We start from the raw sequence: 21946 nt of genomic DNA, 5'->3' as shown, positions 1-21946 counted from the left end.
GTAAATTCCTTACTTTGCGGCGCATTATCCAGTGCGGACTATGCTTTTGCATACGGTAAACAAATTTTTGGGAAACTATGTCCAGATTCTTTTTTAACGACCGCAAACAGCTTGTCAACGATGCCATTGAAGGCATACTCCTCTCCGCGCCGCACGGTAATCTCGTCAAACTTGATATCGATCCGGCCATCCGCGTAGTGGCGCGCGGCGACTGGGATAAAAGCCGCGTAGCGGTCATCTCCGGCGGTGGTTCCGGTCACGAACCGGCGCATGCGGGATTCGTCGGTAAAGGGATGCTTACGGCGGCAGTGTGTGGCGATCTGTTCGCCTCTCCGAGCGTGGATGCGGTGCTGAACGCCATCGTTGCGGTCACGGGCGACCGTGGCTGCCTGCTGATCGTGAAAAACTATACCGGCGACCGTCTTAACTTTGGTCTGGCCGCTGAAAAAGCCAAACGCTACGGCCTGAAGGTGGAGATGGTTATCGTGGCGGATGACATCGCCCTGCCGGACAACAGGCAGCCGCGCGGCATCGCGGGAACCGCGCTGGTGCATAAGATTGCCGGGTACGCGGCAGAGCAAGGGAAATCGTTAAGCGAAGTGCAGGATATTGCGCAACAGGCCTGCGATAACCTCTGGAGCCTGGGGGTGGCGATGCAAACCTGCAACCTGCCGGGTAGCGATGAAGAAGAAGGAAGGATCAAACAGGGCCATGTGGAGCTGGGGCTGGGCATTCACGGCGAGCCTGGGGCATCCGTGGTGGATACGCAGAACAGCAGGGCGATTATCGACACGTTAATCACGCCGCTGAAGGCCCAGGCGGGAACGGGGCGCTTTGCGGTACTGATCAATAACCTCGGCGGCGTGTCGGCGCTGGAGATGGCTTTGCTGACCAAAGAGCTGGCGCACTCGGCGCTGAAAGACGAGATTGCCTGGCTGATTGGCCCCGCGCCGCTGGTCAGCGCGCTGGATATGAAAGGCTTTTCGCTGACGCTGCTGAAGCTTAACGATTACTTCGAAAAGGCGATCCGCTCCGAGGTAGAAACGCTGGGCTGGCAGAAACCCGTCGCGTTTGCGCCGCTGCGAACCGTCCCGCATAGCGCCATCCACGACCGCGTGGAATACGCCCCGTCGGACAATCCGCAGGTGCGGGCATACGTTTCCGCGGTGACGAAGACGCTGAGCCAGCTGGAAAACCGCCTGAATGCGCTGGATGCGAAAGTCGGCGATGGCGATACCGGCTCTACCTTTGCGCAAGGCGCGCGGGATATTGCGCAGCGTCTTGAGGAGAACGCCCTTCCTCTTAACGAGGTATCGACGTTACTCCTGCTGGTGGGCGAGCGGCTGGCAACCGTAATGGGCGGATCGAGCGGCGTATTAATGTCGATCTTCTTCACGGCGGCCGGGCAAAAGCTTCATGACGGACAATCGCTTGCGGATGCGCTGCTGAGCGGGCTGGCGCAAATGAAGCAGTATGGCGGGGCAGATCTCGGCGATCGCACGCTGATCGACGCGCTGCAGCCAGCGCTTGAGGCGTTGCAGAAAGGCGATGTTCAGGCAGCAGCGCAGGCGGCGCAGCAGGGGGCGGAGTCAACGGCGAAAATGGAGAAAGCCGGTGCGGGGCGCTCGTCGTATGTGAACAAAGAGAATCTGGACGGCGTGATGGACCCGGGGGCGGTTGCGGTGGCAGAGGTGTTTAAGGCCATGGTGGAAGCAAAACGGTAACAGCCGTTACCGTTTTTAGTGTTTGCACCCTCTCCCACAGGGAGAGGGTTGGGGCGAGGGCTCCAGGCCGCACATACCCCAGCACCGTCAGATTAAAAATCCGCTTTCAACACCACGCGGTAACGGGCTTTACCGTCACGCACGTGCTGGATGGCTTCATTGATTTTTGACATGGGATACAGCTCGGTGGTTGGCGCCACTTTAGTGCGTCCGGCAAACTTCATCAGCTTGCGCAGTTCGTATGGCGTACCGGTTGCAGAGCCGGATACGCTGCGATCGCCGCCGATCAGGGTAAATGCCGGAACCGGCAGCGGCTTCATCACCGCACCTACGGTGTGGAAGTTACCGCCATAGGCCAGCGCTTCAAAGTACGGCTGCCAGTTAAGATCGACGTTCACGGTGTTGATGATCAGATCGAACTGTCCCGCCAGCGCGTTCAGCGCGTCAGGATCGCGGCTGTTCACCACTTTATCCGCGCCCATCGCCAGCACTTCTTGCTCTTTTGCCGGGTTAGAGCTGAACGCAGTAACTTCACAGCCCATCGCATGCAGCAGCTTGATGGCGATATGGCCCAGTCCGCCAATACCAATCACGCCTACGCGGCTGGTGGCGGTGACGTGGTGCATCAGCAGCGGTTTAAAGACGGTAATACCGCCACACAGCAGCGGGCCGGCGGATTCAATATCGATGCTCTCCGGCAGCGGGATAACCCATTGCCAGTCGGCGCGCAGCTTATCGGCAAAGCCGCCCTTGTTCAGAATGGTAGGAACAGCGCCTTCCGTGCAGTTAACCTGATTACCGCTGATACAGGCGTCGCAGTGGCCGCAGCTGCGTGCCGTCCAGCCAATGCCCACGCGCTGGCCAACCTTCAGCCCTTTGTCCTGCGCGGCGCTACCGAGCGCTGCAACGCGGCCAATGACTTCGTGACCGGCAACCAGCGGATAGCTGGAGAAGCCCCATTCGTTGTCGATCATGGAGAGATCGGAGTGGCAGATCCCGCAGTAATCAACCTGTACCTCGACGTCTTCCGCTTTTAGTTCGCCCGCATCATATTCGTACAGCTCAAGCTCTGCACCCGCCTGCGGTGCGGCGTAGCTTTTTATCTTCGACATCGCGTTTCCCCTGTTTTGGTGTGAACTGTGAGTGTAGAGCATTCAGTTTACAGCCGCTTAACAGAAGAGGGCAGGAACAAAATTTACAGACTTTTCAGCATTCTGACTTCGCAGTCGACGTGGCCAGTGCAGCCCAGCGGCGCATCGATATGCTCAAAGCCAAGACGTTCATACAGGCCAATGGCCTCTTTAAGGAAGGCGGTGGTTTCTAGATAACAGCGTTTAAAGCCCTGCGAGCGCGCCTGTTCCAGGGCAACCAGCGCCAGCTTTTTCGCCAGGCCCTGGCCGCGTATAGTCGGCAGGAAATACATTTTCTGTAGTTCACAGATATCCGGCTCGCTGCAAAGCAGTGGCGCGATGCCGCCGCCGCCCACCACCCGACCGTCCTGCTCGATGACCCAGTAAGCATGGCCTGGCTGGCTATAAAGCTGGAAAAGTTCGTCCAGATTGGGGTCGGCTACGGTATAGCCTTTGTCGGCGGTCAGGCCATACTCGGCAGAGACCGTGCGGATAACGGCGGCGATTGACGGGTTGTCTTGCACAGCGATCCGACGCATTGTCGTCGCGACGGGGGTAATCACGCTCATAGCATTACTCATGACAAAAATTGACACACAGCTGCTGTTAATAGCACCGCAGGAAGGGGAGTGCAAGCGAGGAGTTTTCAAGAAGAAAACCCCTTACGCCCTGAAGCGTAAGGGGTAAAGCATTACAGGGCTGCGATAACGGCCTGCTGCTCGATCAGTTTGGTTTTCGCATCGGCGAAGGCAACCAGGCGCTCACGCTCTTTGGCGATGACCGCTTCCGGCGCGCGGGCCACAAAGCCTTCGTTCGCCAGCTTGCTTTCGATTTTGCCAATCTCCACATCGACTTTCGCCACTTCTTTCGCCAGGCGAGCCAGCTCAGCGTCTTTGTCGATCAGGCCCGCCATCGGGATCAGCAGCTCGGCGCCGTCGATGATTTTGGTCACGGAAACCGGACCTTTGTCATCCGCAGGCAGCACGGTGATGCTTTCCAGACGCGCCATGGTTTTCAGGAAGGTGTTGTTCTCGTTTACACGACGAACGGCAGCCTCGCTGCAGCCGCGCAGCAGCAGCTCAAGCGGTTTACCTGGCGCGATGTTCATTTCAGCACGGATGTTACGTACCGCAACGATTGCCTGTTTCAGCCACTCGGTATCCGCTGACGCGGCTTCATCGACTTTCGCCGCATCGAATTCCGGGAACGGCTGCAGCATGATGGTATCGGCGTTGATGCCGGCAATCACCTTCACGCGCTGCCAGATGGTTTCGGTGATGAACGGAATTACCGGATGCGCCAGGCGCAGCAGACCTTCCAGAACGGTAATCAGCGTGTTGCGCGTGCCGCGCAGCTCTGCTTCAGAACCGCCGTTCATTACCGGCTTCGCCAGCTCCAGGTACCAGTCACAGAACTGGTTCCAGGTGAATTCGTACAGGATGCCCGCCGCGATGTCGAAGCGGTAGCTGTCCAGCGCGTCGCGGAACGCTTTCACCGTCTGGTTAAATTCCGCCAGGATCCAGCGGTCTGCCAGAGATAGCGTCATTTCGCCGCCGTTAAAGCCGCAGTCCTGATCTTCAGTGTTCATCAGCACGAAGCGGCTGGCGTTCCACAGCTTGTTACAGAAGTTCCGGTAACCTTCCAGACGCTTCATGTCCCAGTTAATGTCGCGGCCGGTGGAGGCCAGCGCCGCCAGGGTGAAGCGCAGGGCGTCGGTACCGTGAGCCTCAATGCCGTTCGGGAACTGCTTCTCGGTGCGCTTGCGGATTTTATCAGCCAGCTGCGGCTGCATCATGTTGCCGGTACGTTTTTCCAGCAGATCTTCCAGAGAGATACCGTCAACCATATCCAGCGGGTCAATAACGTTACCCTTGGATTTGGACATCTTCTGGCCTTCATCGTCACGGATCAGACCGGTCATGTAGACGGTGTGGAACGGAACCTGCGGTTTACCGTCTTCGTCTTTAATGAAGTGCATGGTCATCATGATCATGCGGGCGATCCAGAAGAAGATGATGTCGAAGCCGGACACCATTACGCTGGTTGGGTGGAACTGACGCAGCGCGTCGGTGTTCTCAGGCCAGCCGAGGGTGGAGAAGGTCCACAGCGCGGAGGAGAACCAGGTATCCAGCACGTCTTCGTCCTGGCGCAGCGCCACGTCGGCACTCAGGTTATTTTCCTGACGCACTTCGTCTTCACTGCGGCCAACGTAAACGTTGCCTTCATTGTCGTACCATGCCGGGATTCGGTGACCCCACCACAGCTGACGGGAGATACACCAGTCCTGAATATCGCGCATCCAGGAGAAGTACATGTTTTCGTACTGCTTCGGCACGAACTGAATGCTGCCGTTCTCAACCGCTTCCACGGCCGGTTTTGCCAGCACGTCGGCACGCACGTACCACTGGTCGGTCAGCATCGGCTCGATCACCACGCCGCCACGGTCGCCGTACGGCACGGTCAGATCGTGAGGTTTGATCTCTTCGAGCAGGCCGAGCGCGTCAACGGCGGCCACGATGGCTTTACGCGCGGCAAAGCGCTCCAGCTTCTGGAACTCAGCCGGAATGTCGCTTGAGTAAACGTCGGATTCGTTGCCTTTGGTGTCGTACACTTCTGCACTTTCACGGATATCGCCGTCGAAGGTCAGAATGTTGATCATCGGCAGGGCGTGACGACGTCCCACTTCATAGTCGTTGAAGTCGTGCGCCGGGGTGATTTTCACGCAGCCGGTGCCTTTTTCCATGTCGGCGTGTTCGTCGCCCACAATCGGAATACGGCGGTTTACCAGCGGCAGCACCACAAATTTGCCGATCAGATCTTTATAACGCGGATCTTCCGGGTTGACGGCCACGCCGGTATCGCCCAGCAGGGTTTCCGGACGAGTGGTCGCGACGACCAGGTAGTCTTTACCGTCTGCGGTCTTTGCGCCGTCGGCCAGCGGATAGCGGATGTGCCACATGGAGCCTTTAGACTCGCGGTTTTCCACTTCCAGGTCAGAGATCGCGGTGCGCAGTTTCGGATCCCAGTTTACCAGGCGCTTGCCGCGGTAAATCAGGTCTTCTTTGTACAGACGGACGAAAACTTCTTTCACGGCATTGGAAAGGCCTTCGTCCATGGTGAAGCGCTCGCGCTCCCAGTCCACGGAGTTGCCAAGGCGGCGCATCTGACGGGTAATGGTGCCGCCGGATTCCGCTTTCCACTGCCAGATTTTATCGATGAACGCGTCGCGACCGTAGTCGTGGCGGGTTTTACCTTCTTCAGCGGCAATTTTACGCTCAACCACCATCTGGGTTGCGATACCCGCGTGGTCGGTCCCCGCCTGCCACAGGGTGTTTTTGCCCTGCATGCGCTGGTAGCGGATCATGGTGTCCATGATGGTCTGCTGGAAAGCATGCCCCATATGCAAACTGCCGGTGACGTTCGGCGGCGGGATCATGATGCAGAAGGACTCTTTGCTTTCGTCGCCGTTAGGCTTGAAATAGCCCTGCTGTTCCCAGTGCTCGTAAAGCGGCTGTTCGATATCGCGTGGGTTATATGTCTTTTCCATTATTTCCAGGTTGCCGTATTCAGGTTAAAACCGGCCAGGCGGTACGCTTTATAGCGTTCGCGCGCCAGTTGTTTCAAAGATTCTTCGTAAGGGACAAAGTCTACCACTTCTGTGAAAGCGGTGGCAAAATCTGCAAAGTCTGTGCGCAGGCTAATGAGAATGTCGCGCGCGCTGCTGTTGCGCTTTTGCGGCCAGGCAATTTCAACCGGCGCTCCGCCGCGCGGACCTTCGCCCGACAGGTTATGCGGAACAAAACTCTCCGGCGGGCGCGCCCATAGCGCTTCATCAAGGCGAATCGCCTGCTGCTCATCTTCACAGGCAATCAACACGCGTTTACCCGCGCGCCAACGTTCTGCGGCAATTTCACACACCAGCTGTTCTACGGCGCTGAGGCCGTCCTGATGGGTGTCGTTGTCCAGAAGGTAGAACGTTGCATTCTTCATATGTGGGGCTTCTTGTGCTCATTTTAAATGCTTAAGCCGGGCGTCGGCTGCGCCTTACCCGGCCTGCGGTTTACTGCCGTACCGTGTTACTCGTCGCCGTTAAAACCCGCACGGTTCAGCAGGAACTGCGACAGCAGCGCAACCGGACGACCGGTCGCGCCCTTGGCTTTACCGGAGCGCCATGCGGTGCCGGCGATGTCCAGGTGCGCCCAGTTGTATTTACGGGTGAAGCGCGCCAGGAAGCAGCCCGCGGTGATGGCCCCGCCAGGGCGACCGCCGATGTTCGCCATGTCCGCGAAGTTAGACTCCAGCTGTTCCTGGAACTCATCGCCCAGCGGCAGGCGCCACGCGCGGTCTCCAGCCTGTTCAGACGCGCCGATAAGCTCGTGCGCCAGCGGATTGTGGTTCGACATCAGGCCGGTGATGTGGTGGCCCAGCGCAATCACGCAGGCACCGGTCAGGGTGGCCACGTCGATTACCGCTTCAGGGTCGAAGCGCTCAACGTAGGTCAGCACGTCGCACAGCACCAGGCGGCCTTCGGCGTCGGTGTTAAGCACCTCGACGGTCTGGCCTGACATGGTGGTCAGCACGTCGCCCGGACGATAAGCGCGCCCGCCAGGCATGTTTTCGCAGCCAGCCAGCACGCCGACCACGTTAATTGGCAGCTGAAGCTCTGCAACCATGCGCATGACGCCGTATACCGCCGCCGCGCCGCACATGTCGTATTTCATCTCATCCATGCCCTCAGAAGGCTTGATAGAGATACCGCCGGAGTCGAAGGTCAGGCCTTTACCGACGAGCACGATCGGACGCGCATCTTCAGACGGATTCCCTTTGTACTCGATGACCGACATCAGGGATTCGTTCTGCGAGCCGTTACCGACCGCCAGATAAGAGTGCATCCCCAGCTCTTTCATCTGCTGTTCGCCGATAACGCGGGTGATGACGTTTTTGCTGTAGGAGTCAGCCAGCTGGCGCGCCTGAGACGCCAGATAGGCGGCGTTACAGATGTTTGGCGGCATATTGCCGAGATCTTTCGCAGCTTTAATACCGGCAGCAATCGCCAGGCCGTGCTGAATGGCGCGCTCGCCGCTGGTCAGCTCGCGACGGGTTGGCACGTTAAAGACCATCTTGCGCAGCGGGCGACGCGGCTCGCTTTTGGTGGTCTTCAGCTGATCGAAGCTGTAGAGGCTCTCTTTTGCGGTTTCGACAGCCTGGCGCACTTTCCAGTACGTGTTGCGGCCCTTCACGTGCAGCTCGGTCAGGAAGCAGACGGCTTCCATCGAACCAGTATCATTCAGTGTATTAATCGTTTTCTGAATAACCTGCTTGTACTGGCGCTCATCAAGCTCACGTTCTTTACCGCAGCCAATCAGCAGAATACGCTCGGACAGGACGTTCGGAACATGGTGCAGCAACAGGGTTTGCCCTGGTTTGCCTTCCAGTTCGCCACGGCGCAGCAGGGCGCTGATATAGCCGTCGCTGATTTTATCGAGCTGCTCGGCGATCGGGGAGAGTCGGCGTGGTTCGAAGACGCCCACAACGATGCAGGCACTCCGCTGTTTCTCCGGGCTACCGCTTTTTACACTGAACTCCATGCACTACGCTCCTGAATCTTAAAGACAACGGCGGCGGCTACGGATAGAATTGAAACCTTTCGTAACTCATGTCCGCCGTTGTGGTGACTTCGTGTTAATCTTACGTTACTACGGTTTCGACACGTCAAAAAATGTCATGAAGCGCGAATCCGCCGGGTTTTTTAATCTTAGCGATGATTTCGACGACTCAAGAGAATAAATGACGTTTAAGCCATGAAACAAGCTAAATTCCTGCATAAGACGAGTTTTAACGGGCGTATTTAAAGTGATAATCATAAGATATCTGGTTCGGGAGACGCTGAAGAGCCAACTGGCGATCCTCTTTATCCTCCTTCTGATCTTTTTCTGTCAGAAGCTGGTCAGGATCCTCGGCGCGGCGGTCGATGGCGAAATCCCAACGAATCTGGTGCTTTCCCTGCTCGGGCTTGGCGTGCCGGAAATGGCGCAGCTCATCCTGCCGTTAAGCCTGTTCCTCGGTTTGCTGATGACGCTGGGTAAGCTCTATACCGAAAGTGAAATCACCGTGATGCACGCCTGCGGCCTCAGTAAAGCCGTACTGGTGAAAGCCGCCATGGTGCTTGCGCTGTTTACGGGCATCGTTGCTGCCGTCAACGTGATGTGGGCAGGGCCGACCTCTTCCCGTCATCAGGATGAAGTGCTGGCAGAAGCGAAAGCTAACCCCGGCATGGCGGCGCTTGCGCAGGGCCAGTTCCAGCAGGCAACCGACGGTAACTCTGTTCTGTTTATCGAAAGCGTTGATGGCAGCCGATTTAACGATGTGTTTCTTGCTCAGTTGCGCCCGAAAGGCAACGCTCGCCCTTCCGTGGTGGTAGCGGATTCCGGCCAGCTGGCGCAGCGTAAAGATGGCTCTCAGGTTGTCACGCTAAACAAAGGAACGCGTTTCGAAGGCACGGCAATGCTGCGTGACTTCCGCATTACGGATTTCCAGAACTACCAGGCTATTATCGGTCACCAGGCCGTTGCGCTCGATCCTACGGACACCGAGCAGATGGATATGCGCACCTTGTTTAACACCAATACCGATCGTGCGCGTGCCGAGCTGCACTGGCGTATTACGCTGGTATTCACAGTATTTATGATGGCGCTGATGGTCGTGCCGCTGAGCGTGGTGAACCCGCGTCAGGGCCGCGTGCTGTCCATGCTGCCGGCGATGCTGCTGTATCTGGTGTTCTTCCTGCTGCAAACCTCAATCAAGTCTAACGGCGGGAAAGGCAAAATCGACCCGATGATCTGGACCTGGGTCGTGAATGGTTTGTATCTGCTGCTGGCAGTAGGACTCAACTTATGGGACACGGTGCCTGTGCGTCGTATTCGTGCCCGGTTTACGCGTAAAGGAGCCATCTAATGCAGGCGTTTGGCGTACTTGACCGCTATATCGGTAAAACCATTTTTACCACCATCATGATGACGCTGTTCATGCTGGTGTCGCTCTCCGGCATTATCAAATTTGTCGATCAGCTGAAAAAAGCCGGGCAGGGCAGCTACGACGCGCTGGGCGCCGGAATGTATACCCTGCTCAGCGTACCAAAAGATGTGCAGATCTTCTTCCCGATGGCGGCCCTGCTGGGGGCGCTGCTGGGGCTGGGCATGCTGGCACAGCGTAGCGAACTGGTGGTGATGCAGGCGTCGGGCTTTACCCGTATGCAGGTAGCGCTGTCGGTGATGAAAACCGCGATCCCGCTGGTGCTGCTGACCATGGCGATTGGCGAATGGGTTGCGCCGCAGGGCGAACAGATGGCGCGTAACTACCGCGCTCAGGCCATGTACGGTGGTTCACTGCTTTCCACGCAGCAGGGGTTATGGGCCAAAGATGGCCAGAACTTCGTTTATATCGAACGCGTGAAAGGGGATGACGAGCTGGGCGGCGTGAGTATTTATGCCTTTAACGACCAGCGTCGTTTACAGTCCGTGCGCTATGCCGCCTCTGCCAAATTTGATGCGAACAACAAGCTGTGGCGTTTATCGCAGGTTGATGAGTCTAACCTGACCGACCCGAAACAGATCACCGGCTCGCAGACGGTGAGCGGCACCTGGAAAACCAACCTGACCCCGGACAAACTTGGCGTCGTGGCGCTTGACCCGGATGCGCTCTCCATCAGCGGTCTGCATAACTACGTGAAGTATCTGAAATCCAGCGGGCAGGATGCGGGGCGTTACCAGCTCAACATGTGGAGCAAAATCTTCCAGCCGCTGTCCGTTGCGGTAATGATGCTGATGGCGCTGTCGTTCATCTTTGGTCCACTGCGTAGCGTGCCGATGGGCGTACGCGTGGTAACCGGTATCAGCTTCGGCTTCGTCTTCTACGTCCTCGATCAGATTTTTGGCCCGCTGACGCTGGTGTATGGCATTCCGCCGATTATCGGTGCGCTGCTGCCGAGCGCCAGCTTCTTCCTGATCAGCCTCTGGATGCTGCTTAAACGTTCCTGATATTTCCTTTTCCTCGCTCCCGGCACCCCGGGGGCGAGGCTAATCACCTGTTTCACCCCGCACTTTTTCTCACAACCTGCAACGCCTCGCTCTGAATTTGAGTATTATTGAGCGATAAAGTCGTGAAGGGATCCTCTATGAAGCAAATTCGAATGCTGGCCCAGTACTACGTAGACCTGATGATGAAGCTCGGGCTGGTGCGTTTTTCCATGCTGCTGGCGCTGGCGCTGGTGGTTCTGGCGATAGTGGTACAGATGGCCGTGACCATGGTCCTGCATGGTCAGGTCGAGAGTATCGACGTGATCCGCTCCATCTTCTTTGGCCTGCTGATCACGCCCTGGGCGGTCTACTTCCTCTCCGTGGTGGTCGAGCAACTGGAAGAATCCCGACAGCGCCTGTCGAGGCTGGTGGAAAAGCTGGAGGAGATGCGCGAGCGCGATCTCAAGCTCAACGTCCAGCTCAAGGACAACATTGCCCAGCTGAATCAGGAAATCTCAGATCGTGAGAAGGCCGAAGCCGAGCGTCAGGCCACGCTGGAGCAGCTCAAAATTGAGATGAAAGAGCGCGAAGTCACGCAGATCCAGCTTGAACAACAGTCCTCTTTCCTGCGCTCGTTCCTGGATGCCTCTCCGGATCTGGTTTTCTATCGTAATGAAGATAAAGAGTTCTCCGGCTGTAACCGGGCTATGGAACTGTTGACCGGAAAAAGCGAAAAGCAGCTGATCCACCTGAAGCCTCAGGACGTCTATTCCGAAGAGGCGGCGGCAAAAGTGATGGAGACGGATGAAAAGGTGTTCCGTCATAACGTCTCGCTGACCTACGAGCAGTGGCTGGATTATCCCGATGGACGCAAGGCCTGCTTTGAGATCCGCAAAGTGCCTTATTACGACCGCGTTGGCAAGCGTCATGGCCTGATGGGCTTTGGCCGCGATATCACCGAGCGTAAGCGCTACCAGGACGCGCTGGAGCGCGCCAGCCGTGACAAGACCACCTTCATCTCCACCATCAGCCACGAGCTGCGCACGCCGCTTAACGGCATTGTAGGGCTGAGCCGGATCCTGCTGGATACCGACCTCACCAGCGAGCAGGAAAAATACCTCAAAACGATCCACGTTTCAGCGGTTACGCTGGGGAATATCTTCAATGATATTATCGACATGGATAAAATGGAGCGCCGTAAAGTTCAGCTCGATAACCAGCCTGTTGATTTTACCGGCTTCCTCGCGGATCTGGAGAACCTGTCAGGTTTGCAGGCTCAGCAAAAAGGGCTGAGCTTCGTGATGGAGCCGACGCTGCCGCTGCCGCATAAGGTGGTGACGGACGGCACGCGTCTGCGTCAGATCCTGTGGAACCTCATCAGTAACGCCGTGAAGTTTACCCAGAAGGGGCAGGTTGCGGTGCGCATTCGCTACGACGAAGGGGACATGCTGCACTTTGAAGTTGAGGATTCGGGTATCGGCATTCCTCAGGAGGAGCAGGATAAGATCTTCGCCATGTACTATCAGGTCAAAGACAGCCACGGCGGTAAGCCGGCAACGGGCACGGGCATTGGCCTGGCGGTATCGAAACGGCTGGCGAAAAGCATGGGAGGGGATATCACCGTTGCCAGCCAGCCGGGTAAAGGCTCAACCTTTACGCTTACCGTGCACGCGCCTGCCGTAGCTGAAGAGGTGGAAGATACCTTTGAGAACGACGATATGCCGCTGCCAGCCCTGCACGTTCTGCTGGTGGAAGATATTGAGCTGAACGTTATCGTCGCGCGGTCGGTGCTGGAAAAACTCGGCAACAGCGTGGATGTGGCGATGACCGGCAAAGCCGCGCTGGAGATGTTCACGCCGGGCGAGTACGACCTGGTGCTGCTCGATATTCAGCTACCGGACATGACCGGGCTGGATATCTCCCGTGAGCTGACGCGCAAATATGCCCCTGACGAGCTGCCGCCGCTGGTGGCGCTGACCGCGAACGTGCTGAAAGATAAAAAAGAGTACCTCGATGCCGGCATGGACGATGTGCTCAGCAAGCCGCTTGCGGTACCTGCCCTGACGGCGATGATCAAGAAGTTCTGGGATACCTGTGATGAAGAGGAGAGCACCATGACGTCAGTTGATAGCGCCAAAGCCCAAACGATACTGGATACCGCCATGCTGGAGCAGTATATCGATCTGGTGGGACCAAAACTGATCACCGATGGCCTTGCCGTGTTCGAGAAAATGATGCCGGGCTATCTGAACGTACTGGAGTCAAACCTGACGGCGCGTGACCAGAAGGGCATCGTAGAAGAGGGGCATAAAATCAAAGGCGCCGCCGGTTCCGTCGGGTTACGCCATCTCCAGCAGCTGGGCCAGCAGATCCAGTCGCCTGATTTACCTGCCTGGGAAGACAACGTCGGTGATTGGGTTGAGGAGATGAAGCAGGAGTGGCAAAACGATGTGGCGGTGCTGAAAGCCTGGGTCGAGTCCAGAAAAAAATGACCCCGGCTATACCGGGGTGCGCGAATACTGCGCCAACACCAGGGAAATCGTGGCTGCGCCTGATTTTTATGGGTGGTTTTCGCATGGGCGCCGCCTGAAATTTGAGGCCGCACGCAGATAAGATAGCAAATCTTAAACAGTTTGTTACATGAATCAGTGAAATGTGTGAAGCATAGCGTTTTAATCAGAATTTTTAATGTGCTTCAGCGAGTTGCATAGAAGGATCGACAGAATGAAAAAGATTGGTGTCGTGCTGAGCGGATGTGGTGTTTACGACGGGTCAGAGATACATGAGGCCGTATTAACGCTGCTGGCCTTATCCCGCCGTGAGGCTGACGTTATCTGCTTCGCGCCGGATAAAGCTCAGGCAGACGTGATTAATCATCTTACCGGCGAGCCGATGGCCGAAAGCCGTAACGTGCTGGTTGAAGCAGCGCGTATTGTGCGCGGCGACGTTCATCCGCTGGCGCAGGCCGATGCCGCTGAACTCGATGCCCTCATCGTGCCGGGCGGCTTTGGCGCGGCGAAAAACCTGAGCACCTTTGCAGCGGAGGGCGCGGCCTGTCAGGTCGATCCCGATCTGAAAGCGCTTTCGCAGGCGATGCATGCGGCAGGTAAGCCGCAGGGCTTTATCTGCATCGCCCCGGCCATGCTGCCGAAAATTTTTGATTTCCCGCTGCGGCTGACGATCGGAACCGACATCGATACCGCTGAGGTTATCGAGGATATGGGCGGTGAACACGTGCCTTGCCCGGTAGACGACATCGTGGTGGATGAGGATAACAAAATCATCACCACGCCGGCGTATATGCTGGCGCAGACCATCGCCGAGGCCGCCACGGGCATTGAAAAGCTGGTGGACAGAGTGCTGGTTCTTACCGAATGAGCCGTAAATTTACCCCCGCCAGGTGGTTAAAACGGCTTCTGTTGCGGATAGTGCTGGTCCTGGCGGTTTTCTGGGGCGGAGGCATTGTGCTGTTCAGCTTCGCGCCCGTCCCGTTTTCCGCCGTGATGGCGGAGCGTCAGGTGAGTGCCTGGCTCTCGGGTGATTTCGGCTACGTTGCCCATTCAGACTGGGTGAGCATGGATGCGATCTCCCCGTGGATGGGGCTGGCGGTCATTGCCGCAGAGGACCAGAAGTTCCCGGAACACTGGGGCTTTGACGTGGCGGCCATCGAAAAGGCGCTTGATCACAACGAGCGCCATGAGAACCGCGTACGCGGCGCGTCGACGCTTTCCCAGCAGACGGCAAAAAACCTGTTCTTATGGGACGGTCGCAGCTGGGTGAGAAAAGGGCTGGAGGCCGGGCTGACGCTGGGGATTGAGACGGTGTGGAGCAAAAAACGGATCCTGACCGTCTATCTGAATATCGCGGAGTTTGGCGACGGCGTGTTTGGGGTCGAAGCCGCGTCGCAGCGCTATTTCGGCAAGCCCGCCAGCAGGCTGACGATGTCCGAAGCGGCGCTGCTTGCCGCCGTTCTGCCGAACCCTATCCGTTTCAAAGCCAGCGCCCCGTCAGGCTACGTGCGTAGCCGCCAGGCGTGGATCATGCGCCAGATGCAGCAGCTAGGTGGGCAAGGCTTTATGGAGAGAAAGGCGTTAATGTAGGGCGGGTACGCGGTGCGCTACCCGCCAGCAAAGCAGACGTTAGTCTTCGTCAAACCCGGCATTAAACAGCGCAATCACCGCCGCCAGCGCCTCTTCTTCCTGCGGGCCGGTGGCTTCAACTTCAATCTGGCGACCTTTGGCAGAATCCAGCATCAGCAGCGCAATCACGCTGTTGGCTTCTGCCTCGGTTCCCTCGTCGTTGCGCAGCAGGACTTCAGCATCAAAACCCTGCATCAGCTCAAAAAGCTTCATCGCCGGGCGCGCGTGCATACCCAGCTTGTTGGTGATTTCGACGGTCTGTTTTACGGTCATGTTTTACGTTTTTCCAGCGTGCGATGACGGGACTGGACGTTCTTCCCGCGCGAGCGGAAGTAATCGGCCAGCTGTTCGGCAATGTACACCGAACGATGTTTACCGCCGGTACAGCCAATCGCCACAGTCAGGTAGCTGCGATTGTTTGTTTCCAGCATAGGTAACCATAGCTCAAGGTAGCTTCGCGTCTGGTAGATAAAATTGTGTACTTCTGTGTGTCGGTCAAGGAACGCCGCCACCGGTTTATCCAGGCCGGTCATTGGACGCAGTTTTGGATCCCAGTGCGGGTTCGGCAGGAAACGCACGTCGAAAACGTAATCCGCATCGATAGGAATACCGTGCTTAAAGCCGAAGGATTCAAACACCATCGTCAGTTCGCGCTCGCGCTTGCCGAGTAAACGGGTACGCAGCATTTCCGCCAGTTCATGGACGGACATTTCAGAGGTGTCGACAATCAAATCGGCGCGGGAGCGCAGCGGCTCCAGCAGGTCGCTCTCTTTATCAATGGCGCTTTCCAGCGACAGATTTTTACTCGAAAGCGGGTGCAAGCGACGCGTATCGCTGTAGCGGCGGATCAACGTATTGCGGTCAGCATCAAGGAACAGTAGCTGAGGCGAGAAATAATCTGGCAGGTTGTTCATCGCCTGCTCGAAGATTTCCGGTGATTCCGGCATGTTACGAACGTCGATACTGACGGCGGCAGAGATTTGTCTGTCCGCAAGCGTTCGCGCCAGGTCAGGTAACAACACTACCGGTAGGTTATCTACGCAGTAAAAACCCATGTCTTCCAGCGCGCGCAGGGCCACGGACTTTCCGGACCCCGAACGACCGCTGACGATCATCAGCACCATATTCCGTTTCTCCTCAGGGCAGCAGTTCTGAAAGCCATCTCCCGATTATGCCTCATCCTGATTGCCTTCTGCTTCAGTGATAATTTGATAGAGCTCCTCATCACTTTGCGCGGAGCGCAGACGGCGACAAATGGTTTTATCCGCCAGACGTTTGGCAACCAGCGACAGCGTGTGCAGGTGGGTTTTGGTCTGATCGGCAGGAACCAGCAGCGCGAAGAGCAGATCGACAGGCTGGTTATCGATAGCGTCGAAGGCAATCGGCGTTTCCAGTTGCACAAACACGCCCACGGCACGCAGCGTATCTTCTTCCAGCTTGCCATGCGGGATCGCAATGCCGTTGCCGATGCCGGTACTGCCCATTTTTTCACGGGTCAGAATGGCTTCAAACACGATCTGCGGCGGCAGACCCAGCTGTTTTGCGGCCAGTTCACTGATAATTTCCAGCGCACGTTTTTTGCTCTGGCAGTGAACGCCACTGCGGGTACATTCCTGGTTAAGGACGTTGCTCAGTTGAAGAGCGGAATCGTTGTTTATCATAATTTCACCTAAGCGCTAACCGTACAAATGGCCTGTTGTGTTTCACAACAGGCCGTCCTGCACCCGTTAACTGCCCGGACAATTAGTGTTGTTTCAGTTTATCTTTATGTTTATTGAGCTGTCGCGCAAGCTTATCAATCAAGCCGTCGATAGCCGCGTACATGTCTTGCCCTTCCGCACTGGCATGGAGTTCCCCTCCGTTGACGTGCAGGGTCGCATCCGAGATATGAGTCACTTTCTCCACTTTCAACACAACGTAGACCTGATTGATTCTCTCGAAATACTGCTCAAGTTTCGCGAACTTCGCGTTCACAAAATCGCGTAAAGCCTCAGTAATCTCGACGTTGTGTCCGGTGATATTGAGCTGCATAGTGTCTTCCTTATCGGTTGTGTCAAACCAGTTGTTTACGCTGGTTAGACGGCGGAATGGATAAAGACTCTCGATACTTCGCGACAGTACGACGTGCCACCATGATACCCTGATCGGACAGCATGGTGGTTAACTTACTGTCACTTAGTGGCTTCGCGGGGTTCTCCGCGGCGATCAACTTCTTCACCAGTGCGCGAATGGCCGTTGACGAGGCTTCGCCGCCGCCTTCGGTACTCACGTGGCTGGAGAAGAAATACTTAAGCTCAAAAATGCCGCGTGGACTGTGCAGATACTTTTGCGTGGTCACGCGGGAAATGGTTGATTCATGCATCTCGACGGCCTGGGCGATGTCGGCCAGCACCATCGGTTTCATAAACTCTTCGCCCTGTTCAAAGAAGGCCTGCTGTTGTTCAACAATACAGCGGCTGACGCGCAGCAGCGTGTCGTTACGGCTCTCCAGACTCTTTATCAGCCAGCGTGCTTCCTGCAGGTTGCTGCGGATGTACTGATTATCGGCATCGTTACGCGCGCTGGTGCACATGGAGGCGTACTGCTGGTTGATTTGCAGGCGAGGAATACTGTCGGAGTTCAGTTCAACGACCCAGCGGCCGTTGTGTTTTCTCACCAGCACATCAGGAATGACATACTCTGGCTCGCTGGTCTGAATCGACTGCCCCGGACGCGGATCGAGCGACTGGATCAGGTTCACCGCTTCCTTCAGCACCTCTTCTTTCAGGCGCGTGACGCGCATCAGCGTGCGGAAGTCGTGATTCGCCAGCAGATCCAGATGATCGCTGATAATGAGCCGCGCTTCGTCAATCCACGGCGTCTCTTTGGCAAACTGCGAGAGCTGGATCAGAAGGCAGTCGCGCAGATCTTTTGCGGCGACGCCAATCGGGTCGAAACGCTGAACGCGTTTCAGAACGGCTTCGATCTCTTCCAGTTCAATCTCGTCGTCGCCGATGCTTTCAAGAATGTCGTCCAGCGTCACGGTCAAATAGCCCGTGTCGTCAACGGCATCGACAATCGAGGTGGCAATCGCGCGATCGGTATCGGAGAAAGGGGTCAGCTCTACCTGCCACATCAGGTAGTCCTGAAGTGACTGGGTGGTTTCGCCCTGATAGACCGGAAGTTCATCGTCCTGATAGTCTGCACGCGTACCGGAAGGAGTGCCTGCGGTGTAGATTTCATCCCAGCTGGCGTCCAGCGGCAGCTCGTCCGGCATCTCTTTTTGTTCGAGCGCGTCGACGGTATCGAGCGTTTCAGTGTCCTGCGTTTGCTGGGTATCTACCTCGTCATGAAGATCGGTTTGCTCCAGCAGCGGATTGCTGTCCAGCGCTTGCTGGAGCTCCTGCTGGAGTTCTAACGTGGACAACTGCAACAGACGGATCGCCTGCTGTAGCTGCGGCGTCATTGCCAGTTGCTGGCTGAGCCTTAATTGCAAACCTTGCTTCATGTTCAGCGCGTTTTTCTCCGGTTCGGCGTGATTTAACCTCTACCCTATCAGAGTCTGAAGTCTTCCCCAAGGTACACGCGCTTAACATGCTCATCTTCGAGGATTTGCTGCGGCGTACCGTGGGCAATCAGATGGCCCTGGCTCACGATGTAGGCGCGCTCGCAGACGGCCAGCGTTTCACGAACGTTGTGGTCCGTGATCAGTACGCCAAGCCCGCTGTCGCGCAGATGCTCAATGATGCGTTTGATATCAATAACGGAGATGGGGTCAACGCCCGCAAAAGGTTCATCCAGCAGGATGAATTTCGGGTTTGCTGCCAGCGCGCGCGCAATCTCGACGCGACGGCGTTCACCGCCAGACAGCGCCTGACCGAGGCTATCGCGCAGGTGTTCGATATGGAACTCTTCCATCAGCTCGTTCGCACGGTCAGTGCGCTGCTCGTTGGTCAGATCGTCACGGATCTGCAACACGGCCATCAGGTTATCGAAGACGCTTAAGCGGCGGAAAATGGATGCTTCCTGAGGAAGATAGCCGATGCCGCGGCGCGCGCGGGCATGCAGCGGCAGCAGGCTGATGTCTTCATCATCGATAATGATGTTGCCGGCGTCACGCGGAACAATGCCTACCACCATGTAGAAGGTGGTGGTCTTGCCCGCACCGTTAGGACCAAGCAAACCCACAATTTCGCCGGAGTTGACGGTCAGACTGACATCTTCGACGACGCGGCGGCCCTTATACGCTTTCGCGAGGTTTTTTGCAGTTAATGTTGCCATAGCGAATTAGTTACTCTTTTTCTGTGCCGGAGCCTGACCGTTGTTTTTGTCCTGCAACTGCGAAGGAACAAGCACGGTGGTGACGCGTTTGCCTTTCTCGCTGGAGGCCTGCATTTTCTGCTCTTTCACCAGATAGGTGATCTTGTCGCCTTTGATATTGCTGTCCAGCTGTTCCAGATAAGCATTACCGGTGAGGATGACCAGATCCTTCGCCAGTTCATAGTGCATATGCGAGGCATGGCCTTTTACCGGCTTGCCGTTATCCTGCATCTGGTAGAAGGTGGCCGGATTACCATAACCATCAATAATTTCTTTGCCCTGCTCGCCGCCCGGACGGGTCACGACAACTTTGTCGGCATTGATTTTAATGGTGCCCTGGGTCACAACGACGTTGCCGGTGAAGGTGACGACGTTACCCTGCATATCCAGAGACTGCGTATCAGATTCAATATGAATCGGCTGTTCGGTATCGCCAGTCACAGCAAGCGCGGGAAGACTGGCCGCCAGCAGCGCGCTGGCGATAACAACTTTAAGGCTGAGTTTGTTTGTTTTGAATTTCATAGGAGGTTCTAACCTTTTCAATCAGCTCGGCGTTTTTGCTGCGTAAGTTCCCGCGCATTCTTAGACCGCTGGAATTAAATGTTGTGCCATACAGGGTGACTAAATCCTGCGACGTGACATCCTGGGTGACCAGGTTGATCTGGGCGTTATCCGTCGTAATTTTGCGCAACTGAGCGTCCGCAGTCAGGGCGTTGACTTCAACGTGACCATACAGATAGAGCATACGGTCATTCGTCAGTTTTGCCCGGTCAGACTTGATTGACCACGTCGGCACTTTGTCCGTATCAAAGGTGGTCAGGACCGGCTGGGTAAACCACGAGGTGCCGTCATCTGAAAAATATTCTACATGCTGAGCAATCAGGCGATAGTTCAGCGCGCCTTCAGGGCTATAGACCACGGTATCGCTGTGATCGCTTTTGTAGGTAGGGTCACTCGTGTTGACCACGTCCGTTTGCGCATCATCGCGGTCGGCGAGGTTCACGCCAATCAGTACCAGGACGGCAAGCGAAAGCAGAATGATAACCCAACGTCTGGTTTTACTCATATCGATTGCCCTTTCGCCTCATCAAGCTTGCCCTGCGCCAGCAGAAGCAGATCGCAGACTTCACGGACGGCACCACGGCCACCCTGAATATGGGTAACATAATCAGCACGCGGGATCAGCAGCGGGTGCGCGTCAGCCACGGCGATGCTCAGACCGACCTCCGCCATTACCGGCCAGTCGATCAAATCATCCCCGACGTACGCCACATTCTCTGGCGCAATAGCCAGTTTTCCCAGCAGGTCCCGGAAGGCAACCATCTTATCAGATTGCCCCTGATAGAGATGAGTAATGCCCAGCGTTTCACACCGATCCTCTACCAGTTTAGCCTTCCGCCCGGTGATGATCGCCACGTCAATGCCGGAGGTGAGCGCACAGCGGATACCGTAACCGTCACGAACGTTAAAGGCTTTCAGCTCTTCGCCGTTATTGCCCATATAAATCAGACCGTCGGAGAGCACGCCGTCCACATCGAGGATCAGCAGACGGATATTTTCCGCCTTTGCCATCATGTGGGCGCTCACCGGGCCATAACAGGTTGCAAGGGATGCACCCGCATTACTCATTGTCTTATCCTTCATTACACTACGCCTGCGCGCAGCAGATCATGCATATGTACCACACCCAGCAGTTGGTCGCCATCGGCAACCATCACTGAGGTAATATGGCGGGACTGCATCAGGTTCAGCACATCTACCGCCAGCGTGCCCGGACGGACGCGGATGCCGCCTGGCGTCATCACATCAGCGATGCCCAGCGTGCGAACATCCACTCCCATATCGAACACCCGGCGCAGGTCACCGTCGGTGAAGATGCCCTGAATCTTCATCAGATCGTCGCAGATTACCGTCATGCCCAGATTTTTACGGGTGATCTCCAGTAACGCATCGCGCAGAGAGGCCTCTTTGCTGACGTGCGGGATTTCATCGCCGGTGTGCATAATATCGTTAACCCGCAGCAGCAGTTTGCGCCCGAGCGCGCCGCCAGGGTGAGAAAGGGCGAAATCTTCTGGCGTGAAGCCCCGGGCTTCCAGCAGCGCAACGGCAAGGGCATCGCCCATCACCAGCGCGGCGGTCGTACTGGAGGTAGGCGCCAGCCCCAGCGGACACGCTTCTTTAGGCACCTTCACGCAAAGGTGGATATCCGCCGCGCGGGCCATGCTGCTTTCCGGGCGGCTGGTCATGCAAATCAGCGGCACCTGAAGGCGCTTGAGCACCGGGATCAGCGCCAGGATTTCATTCGATTCCCCGGAGTTGGACAGGGCGATAACCACGTCCTGCGGCGTCACCATGCCCAGATCACCGTGCGCCGCCTCACCCGGGTGCACGAAGAATGACGAGGTGCCGGTACTGGCAAACGTCGCCGCCATCTTGCGCCCAATATGGCCGGACTTACCCATCCCCATCACCACGACTTTACCGGCACAGTAGAACATCTTCTCACAGGCCAGACTAAAATCCTGATTAATGTACTGATCTAACTGCGCCAGACCTTCACGTTCAATCTCCAGAACGTCTTTGCCTGCTTTCTGAAAGTCAAAACCCGGCTGCAATTCTATTTGCGACATAATGCGTTT

Annotated in this window: 21 protein-coding genes; 6 read left to right on the top strand and 15 right to left on the bottom strand. The window is 56.5% G+C overall.

What is annotated here, in order from left to right; translation table 11 throughout:
- Positions 1-77: 77 nt before the first annotated feature.
- Positions 78-1724 carry a glycerone kinase gene (locus OWK27_RS08605; protein ID WP_267590229.1) on the top strand — a complete coding sequence of 549 codons (1647 nt, stop codon included), beginning with the start codon at positions 78-80 and terminating at the stop codon, positions 1722-1724.
- A 92-nt stretch (positions 1725-1816) separates the two neighbouring features.
- On the opposite strand, the gene ahr is transcribed toward OWK27_RS08605, so the two are convergent.
- The 5 genes from ahr to pepA form a co-directional block, all read right to left on the bottom strand.
- The gene (gene ahr / locus OWK27_RS08600; RefSeq protein WP_148418297.1) at positions 1817-2836 is read right to left on the bottom strand and encodes an NADPH-dependent aldehyde reductase Ahr; all 1020 of its coding nucleotides are present in this window, start codon (positions 2834-2836) and stop codon (positions 1817-1819) included.
- Positions 2837-2919: 83 nt separating this feature from the next.
- Positions 2920-3423 carry a GNAT family N-acetyltransferase gene (locus OWK27_RS08595; protein WP_148418298.1) on the bottom strand — a complete coding sequence of 168 codons (504 nt, stop codon included), beginning with the start codon at positions 3421-3423 and terminating at the stop codon, positions 2920-2922.
- A gap of 122 nt (positions 3424-3545) precedes the next feature.
- Complete coding sequence (locus tag OWK27_RS08590) at positions 3546-6401, bottom strand: valine--tRNA ligase (protein WP_267590228.1); 2856 nt, start codon at positions 6399-6401, stop codon at positions 3546-3548.
- On the bottom strand, positions 6401-6844 hold the full coding sequence (gene holC / locus OWK27_RS08585; RefSeq protein WP_003861884.1) for a DNA polymerase III subunit chi: 444 nt from the start codon (positions 6842-6844) through the stop codon (positions 6401-6403). The genes OWK27_RS08590 and holC overlap by 1 nt, the downstream gene beginning before the upstream one ends.
- Positions 6845-6930: 86 nt before the next feature.
- Positions 6931-8442 carry a leucyl aminopeptidase gene (gene pepA / locus OWK27_RS08580; protein ID WP_148418301.1) on the bottom strand — a complete coding sequence of 504 codons (1512 nt, stop codon included), beginning with the start codon at positions 8440-8442 and terminating at the stop codon, positions 6931-6933.
- Positions 8443-8707: 265 nt separating this feature from the next.
- On the opposite strand from pepA, the gene lptF reads away from it, so the two are divergent.
- The 5 genes from lptF (at position 8708) to mtgA (ending at position 14969) form a co-directional block, all read left to right on the top strand.
- Complete coding sequence (gene lptF, locus OWK27_RS08575) at positions 8708-9808, top strand: LPS export ABC transporter permease LptF (protein WP_148418302.1); 1101 nt, start codon at positions 8708-8710, stop codon at positions 9806-9808.
- Positions 9808-10890 carry an LPS export ABC transporter permease LptG gene (gene lptG / locus OWK27_RS08570; protein ID WP_148418303.1) on the top strand — a complete coding sequence of 361 codons (1083 nt, stop codon included), beginning with the start codon at positions 9808-9810 and terminating at the stop codon, positions 10888-10890. Before lptF ends, lptG begins: the two co-directional genes overlap by 1 nt.
- Positions 10891-11027: 137 nt before the next feature.
- The gene (arcB, locus tag OWK27_RS08565; RefSeq protein WP_242170143.1) at positions 11028-13361 is read left to right on the top strand and encodes an aerobic respiration two-component sensor histidine kinase ArcB; all 2334 of its coding nucleotides are present in this window, start codon (positions 11028-11030) and stop codon (positions 13359-13361) included.
- 232 nt (positions 13362-13593) lie between these two features.
- A complete protein-coding gene (gene elbB / locus OWK27_RS08560) occupies positions 13594-14247 on the top strand; it encodes an isoprenoid biosynthesis glyoxalase ElbB (protein ID WP_267590227.1) in 654 nt (217 codons plus the stop codon).
- Positions 14244-14969 carry a monofunctional biosynthetic peptidoglycan transglycosylase gene (mtgA, locus tag OWK27_RS08555; protein WP_267590226.1) on the top strand — a complete coding sequence of 242 codons (726 nt, stop codon included), beginning with the start codon at positions 14244-14246 and terminating at the stop codon, positions 14967-14969. The genes elbB and mtgA overlap by 4 nt, the downstream gene beginning before the upstream one ends.
- 39 nt (positions 14970-15008) lie before the next feature.
- On the opposite strand, the gene npr is transcribed toward mtgA, so the two are convergent.
- From npr to kdsD, 10 genes are all read right to left on the bottom strand, one after another.
- Positions 15009-15281, bottom strand: a complete 273-nt coding sequence (gene npr, locus OWK27_RS08550; protein ID WP_003861872.1) for a PTS phosphocarrier protein NPr — start codon at positions 15279-15281, stop codon at positions 15009-15011.
- Positions 15278-16132: an RNase adapter RapZ gene (rapZ, locus tag OWK27_RS08545; RefSeq protein WP_148418307.1), complete on the bottom strand. Its 855-nt coding sequence runs from the start codon at positions 16130-16132 to the stop codon at positions 15278-15280. The genes npr and rapZ overlap by 4 nt, the downstream gene beginning before the upstream one ends.
- Before the next feature lie 45 nt (positions 16133-16177).
- Positions 16178-16669, bottom strand: a complete 492-nt coding sequence (gene ptsN / locus OWK27_RS08540; RefSeq protein WP_148418308.1) for a PTS IIA-like nitrogen regulatory protein PtsN — start codon at positions 16667-16669, stop codon at positions 16178-16180.
- An 82-nt stretch (positions 16670-16751) separates the two neighbouring features.
- Entirely contained in the window at positions 16752-17039 is a 288-nt protein-coding gene (hpf, locus tag OWK27_RS08535; protein WP_014171818.1) for a ribosome hibernation promoting factor, read from the bottom strand.
- Between the two features lie 22 nt (positions 17040-17061).
- Positions 17062-18495: an RNA polymerase factor sigma-54 gene (rpoN, locus tag OWK27_RS08530; RefSeq protein ID WP_148418309.1), complete on the bottom strand. Its 1434-nt coding sequence runs from the start codon at positions 18493-18495 to the stop codon at positions 17062-17064.
- A 47-nt stretch (positions 18496-18542) separates the two neighbouring features.
- A complete protein-coding gene (gene lptB, locus OWK27_RS08525) occupies positions 18543-19268 on the bottom strand; it encodes an LPS export ABC transporter ATP-binding protein (RefSeq protein ID WP_148418310.1) in 726 nt (241 codons plus the stop codon).
- A 6-nt stretch (positions 19269-19274) separates the two neighbouring features.
- On the bottom strand, positions 19275-19829 hold the full coding sequence (gene lptA, locus OWK27_RS08520) for a lipopolysaccharide ABC transporter substrate-binding protein LptA (RefSeq protein WP_063451030.1): 555 nt from the start codon (positions 19827-19829) through the stop codon (positions 19275-19277).
- A complete protein-coding gene (gene lptC / locus OWK27_RS08515; RefSeq protein WP_267590225.1) occupies positions 19798-20373 on the bottom strand; it encodes an LPS export ABC transporter periplasmic protein LptC in 576 nt (191 codons plus the stop codon). The genes lptA and lptC overlap by 32 nt, the downstream gene beginning before the upstream one ends.
- On the bottom strand, positions 20370-20936 hold the full coding sequence (gene kdsC / locus OWK27_RS08510; RefSeq protein WP_148418630.1) for a 3-deoxy-manno-octulosonate-8-phosphatase KdsC: 567 nt from the start codon (positions 20934-20936) through the stop codon (positions 20370-20372). Before kdsC ends, lptC begins: the two co-directional genes overlap by 4 nt.
- A 14-nt stretch (positions 20937-20950) precedes the next feature.
- Positions 20951-21937 carry an arabinose-5-phosphate isomerase KdsD gene (kdsD, locus tag OWK27_RS08505; RefSeq protein ID WP_148418312.1) on the bottom strand — a complete coding sequence of 329 codons (987 nt, stop codon included), beginning with the start codon at positions 21935-21937 and terminating at the stop codon, positions 20951-20953.
- Between the last annotated feature and the right edge of the window lie 9 nt (positions 21938-21946).

The organism is Enterobacter cloacae complex sp. 2022EL-00788, assembly GCF_026627565.1.
In the GTDB taxonomy this organism is placed as follows: Bacteria; Pseudomonadota; Gammaproteobacteria; order Enterobacterales; family Enterobacteriaceae; genus Enterobacter; species Enterobacter pasteurii.
The sequence above is the reverse complement of the archived record's forward strand: the minus strand, read 5'-3'. Positions and strand labels throughout refer to the sequence as shown.

Excerpts from the sequence above, each read along its gene's own strand:
- OWK27_RS08605 (WP_267590229.1), top strand. The coding sequence starts at position 78 with ATGTCCAGATTCTTTTTTAACGACCGCAAACAGCTTGTCAACGATGCC.
- ahr (WP_148418297.1), bottom strand. The coding sequence starts at position 2,836 with ATGTCGAAGATAAAAAGCTACGCCGCACCGCAGGCGGGTGCAGAGCTT.
- OWK27_RS08595 (WP_148418298.1), bottom strand. The coding sequence starts at position 3,423 with ATGAGCGTGATTACCCCCGTCGCGACGACAATGCGTCGGATCGCTGTG.
- OWK27_RS08590 (WP_267590228.1), bottom strand. The coding sequence starts at position 6,401 with ATGGAAAAGACATATAACCCACGCGATATCGAACAGCCGCTTTACGAG.
- holC (WP_003861884.1), bottom strand. The coding sequence starts at position 6,844 with ATGAAGAATGCAACGTTCTACCTTCTGGACAACGACACCCATCAGGAC.
- pepA (WP_148418301.1), bottom strand. The coding sequence starts at position 8,442 with ATGGAGTTCAGTGTAAAAAGCGGTAGCCCGGAGAAACAGCGGAGTGCC.
- lptG (WP_148418303.1), top strand. The coding sequence starts at position 9,808 with ATGCAGGCGTTTGGCGTACTTGACCGCTATATCGGTAAAACCATTTTT.
- arcB (WP_242170143.1), top strand. The coding sequence starts at position 11,028 with ATGAAGCAAATTCGAATGCTGGCCCAGTACTACGTAGACCTGATGATG.
- elbB (WP_267590227.1), top strand. The coding sequence starts at position 13,594 with ATGAAAAAGATTGGTGTCGTGCTGAGCGGATGTGGTGTTTACGACGGG.
- mtgA (WP_267590226.1), top strand. The coding sequence starts at position 14,244 with ATGAGCCGTAAATTTACCCCCGCCAGGTGGTTAAAACGGCTTCTGTTG.
- npr (WP_003861872.1), bottom strand. The coding sequence starts at position 15,281 with ATGACCGTAAAACAGACCGTCGAAATCACCAACAAGCTGGGTATGCAC.
- rapZ (WP_148418307.1), bottom strand. The coding sequence starts at position 16,132 with ATGGTGCTGATGATCGTCAGCGGTCGTTCGGGGTCCGGAAAGTCCGTG.
- ptsN (WP_148418308.1), bottom strand. The coding sequence starts at position 16,669 with ATGATAAACAACGATTCCGCTCTTCAACTGAGCAACGTCCTTAACCAG.
- hpf (WP_014171818.1), bottom strand. The coding sequence starts at position 17,039 with ATGCAGCTCAATATCACCGGACACAACGTCGAGATTACTGAGGCTTTA.
- rpoN (WP_148418309.1), bottom strand. The coding sequence starts at position 18,495 with ATGAAGCAAGGTTTGCAATTAAGGCTCAGCCAGCAACTGGCAATGACG.
- lptB (WP_148418310.1), bottom strand. The coding sequence starts at position 19,268 with ATGGCAACATTAACTGCAAAAAACCTCGCGAAAGCGTATAAGGGCCGC.
- lptA (WP_063451030.1), bottom strand. The coding sequence starts at position 19,829 with ATGAAATTCAAAACAAACAAACTCAGCCTTAAAGTTGTTATCGCCAGC.
- lptC (WP_267590225.1), bottom strand. The coding sequence starts at position 20,373 with ATGAGTAAAACCAGACGTTGGGTTATCATTCTGCTTTCGCTTGCCGTC.
- kdsC (WP_148418630.1), bottom strand. The coding sequence starts at position 20,936 with ATGAGTAATGCGGGTGCATCCCTTGCAACCTGTTATGGCCCGGTGAGC.
- kdsD (WP_148418312.1), bottom strand. The coding sequence starts at position 21,937 with ATGTCGCAAATAGAATTGCAGCCGGGTTTTGACTTTCAGAAAGCAGGC.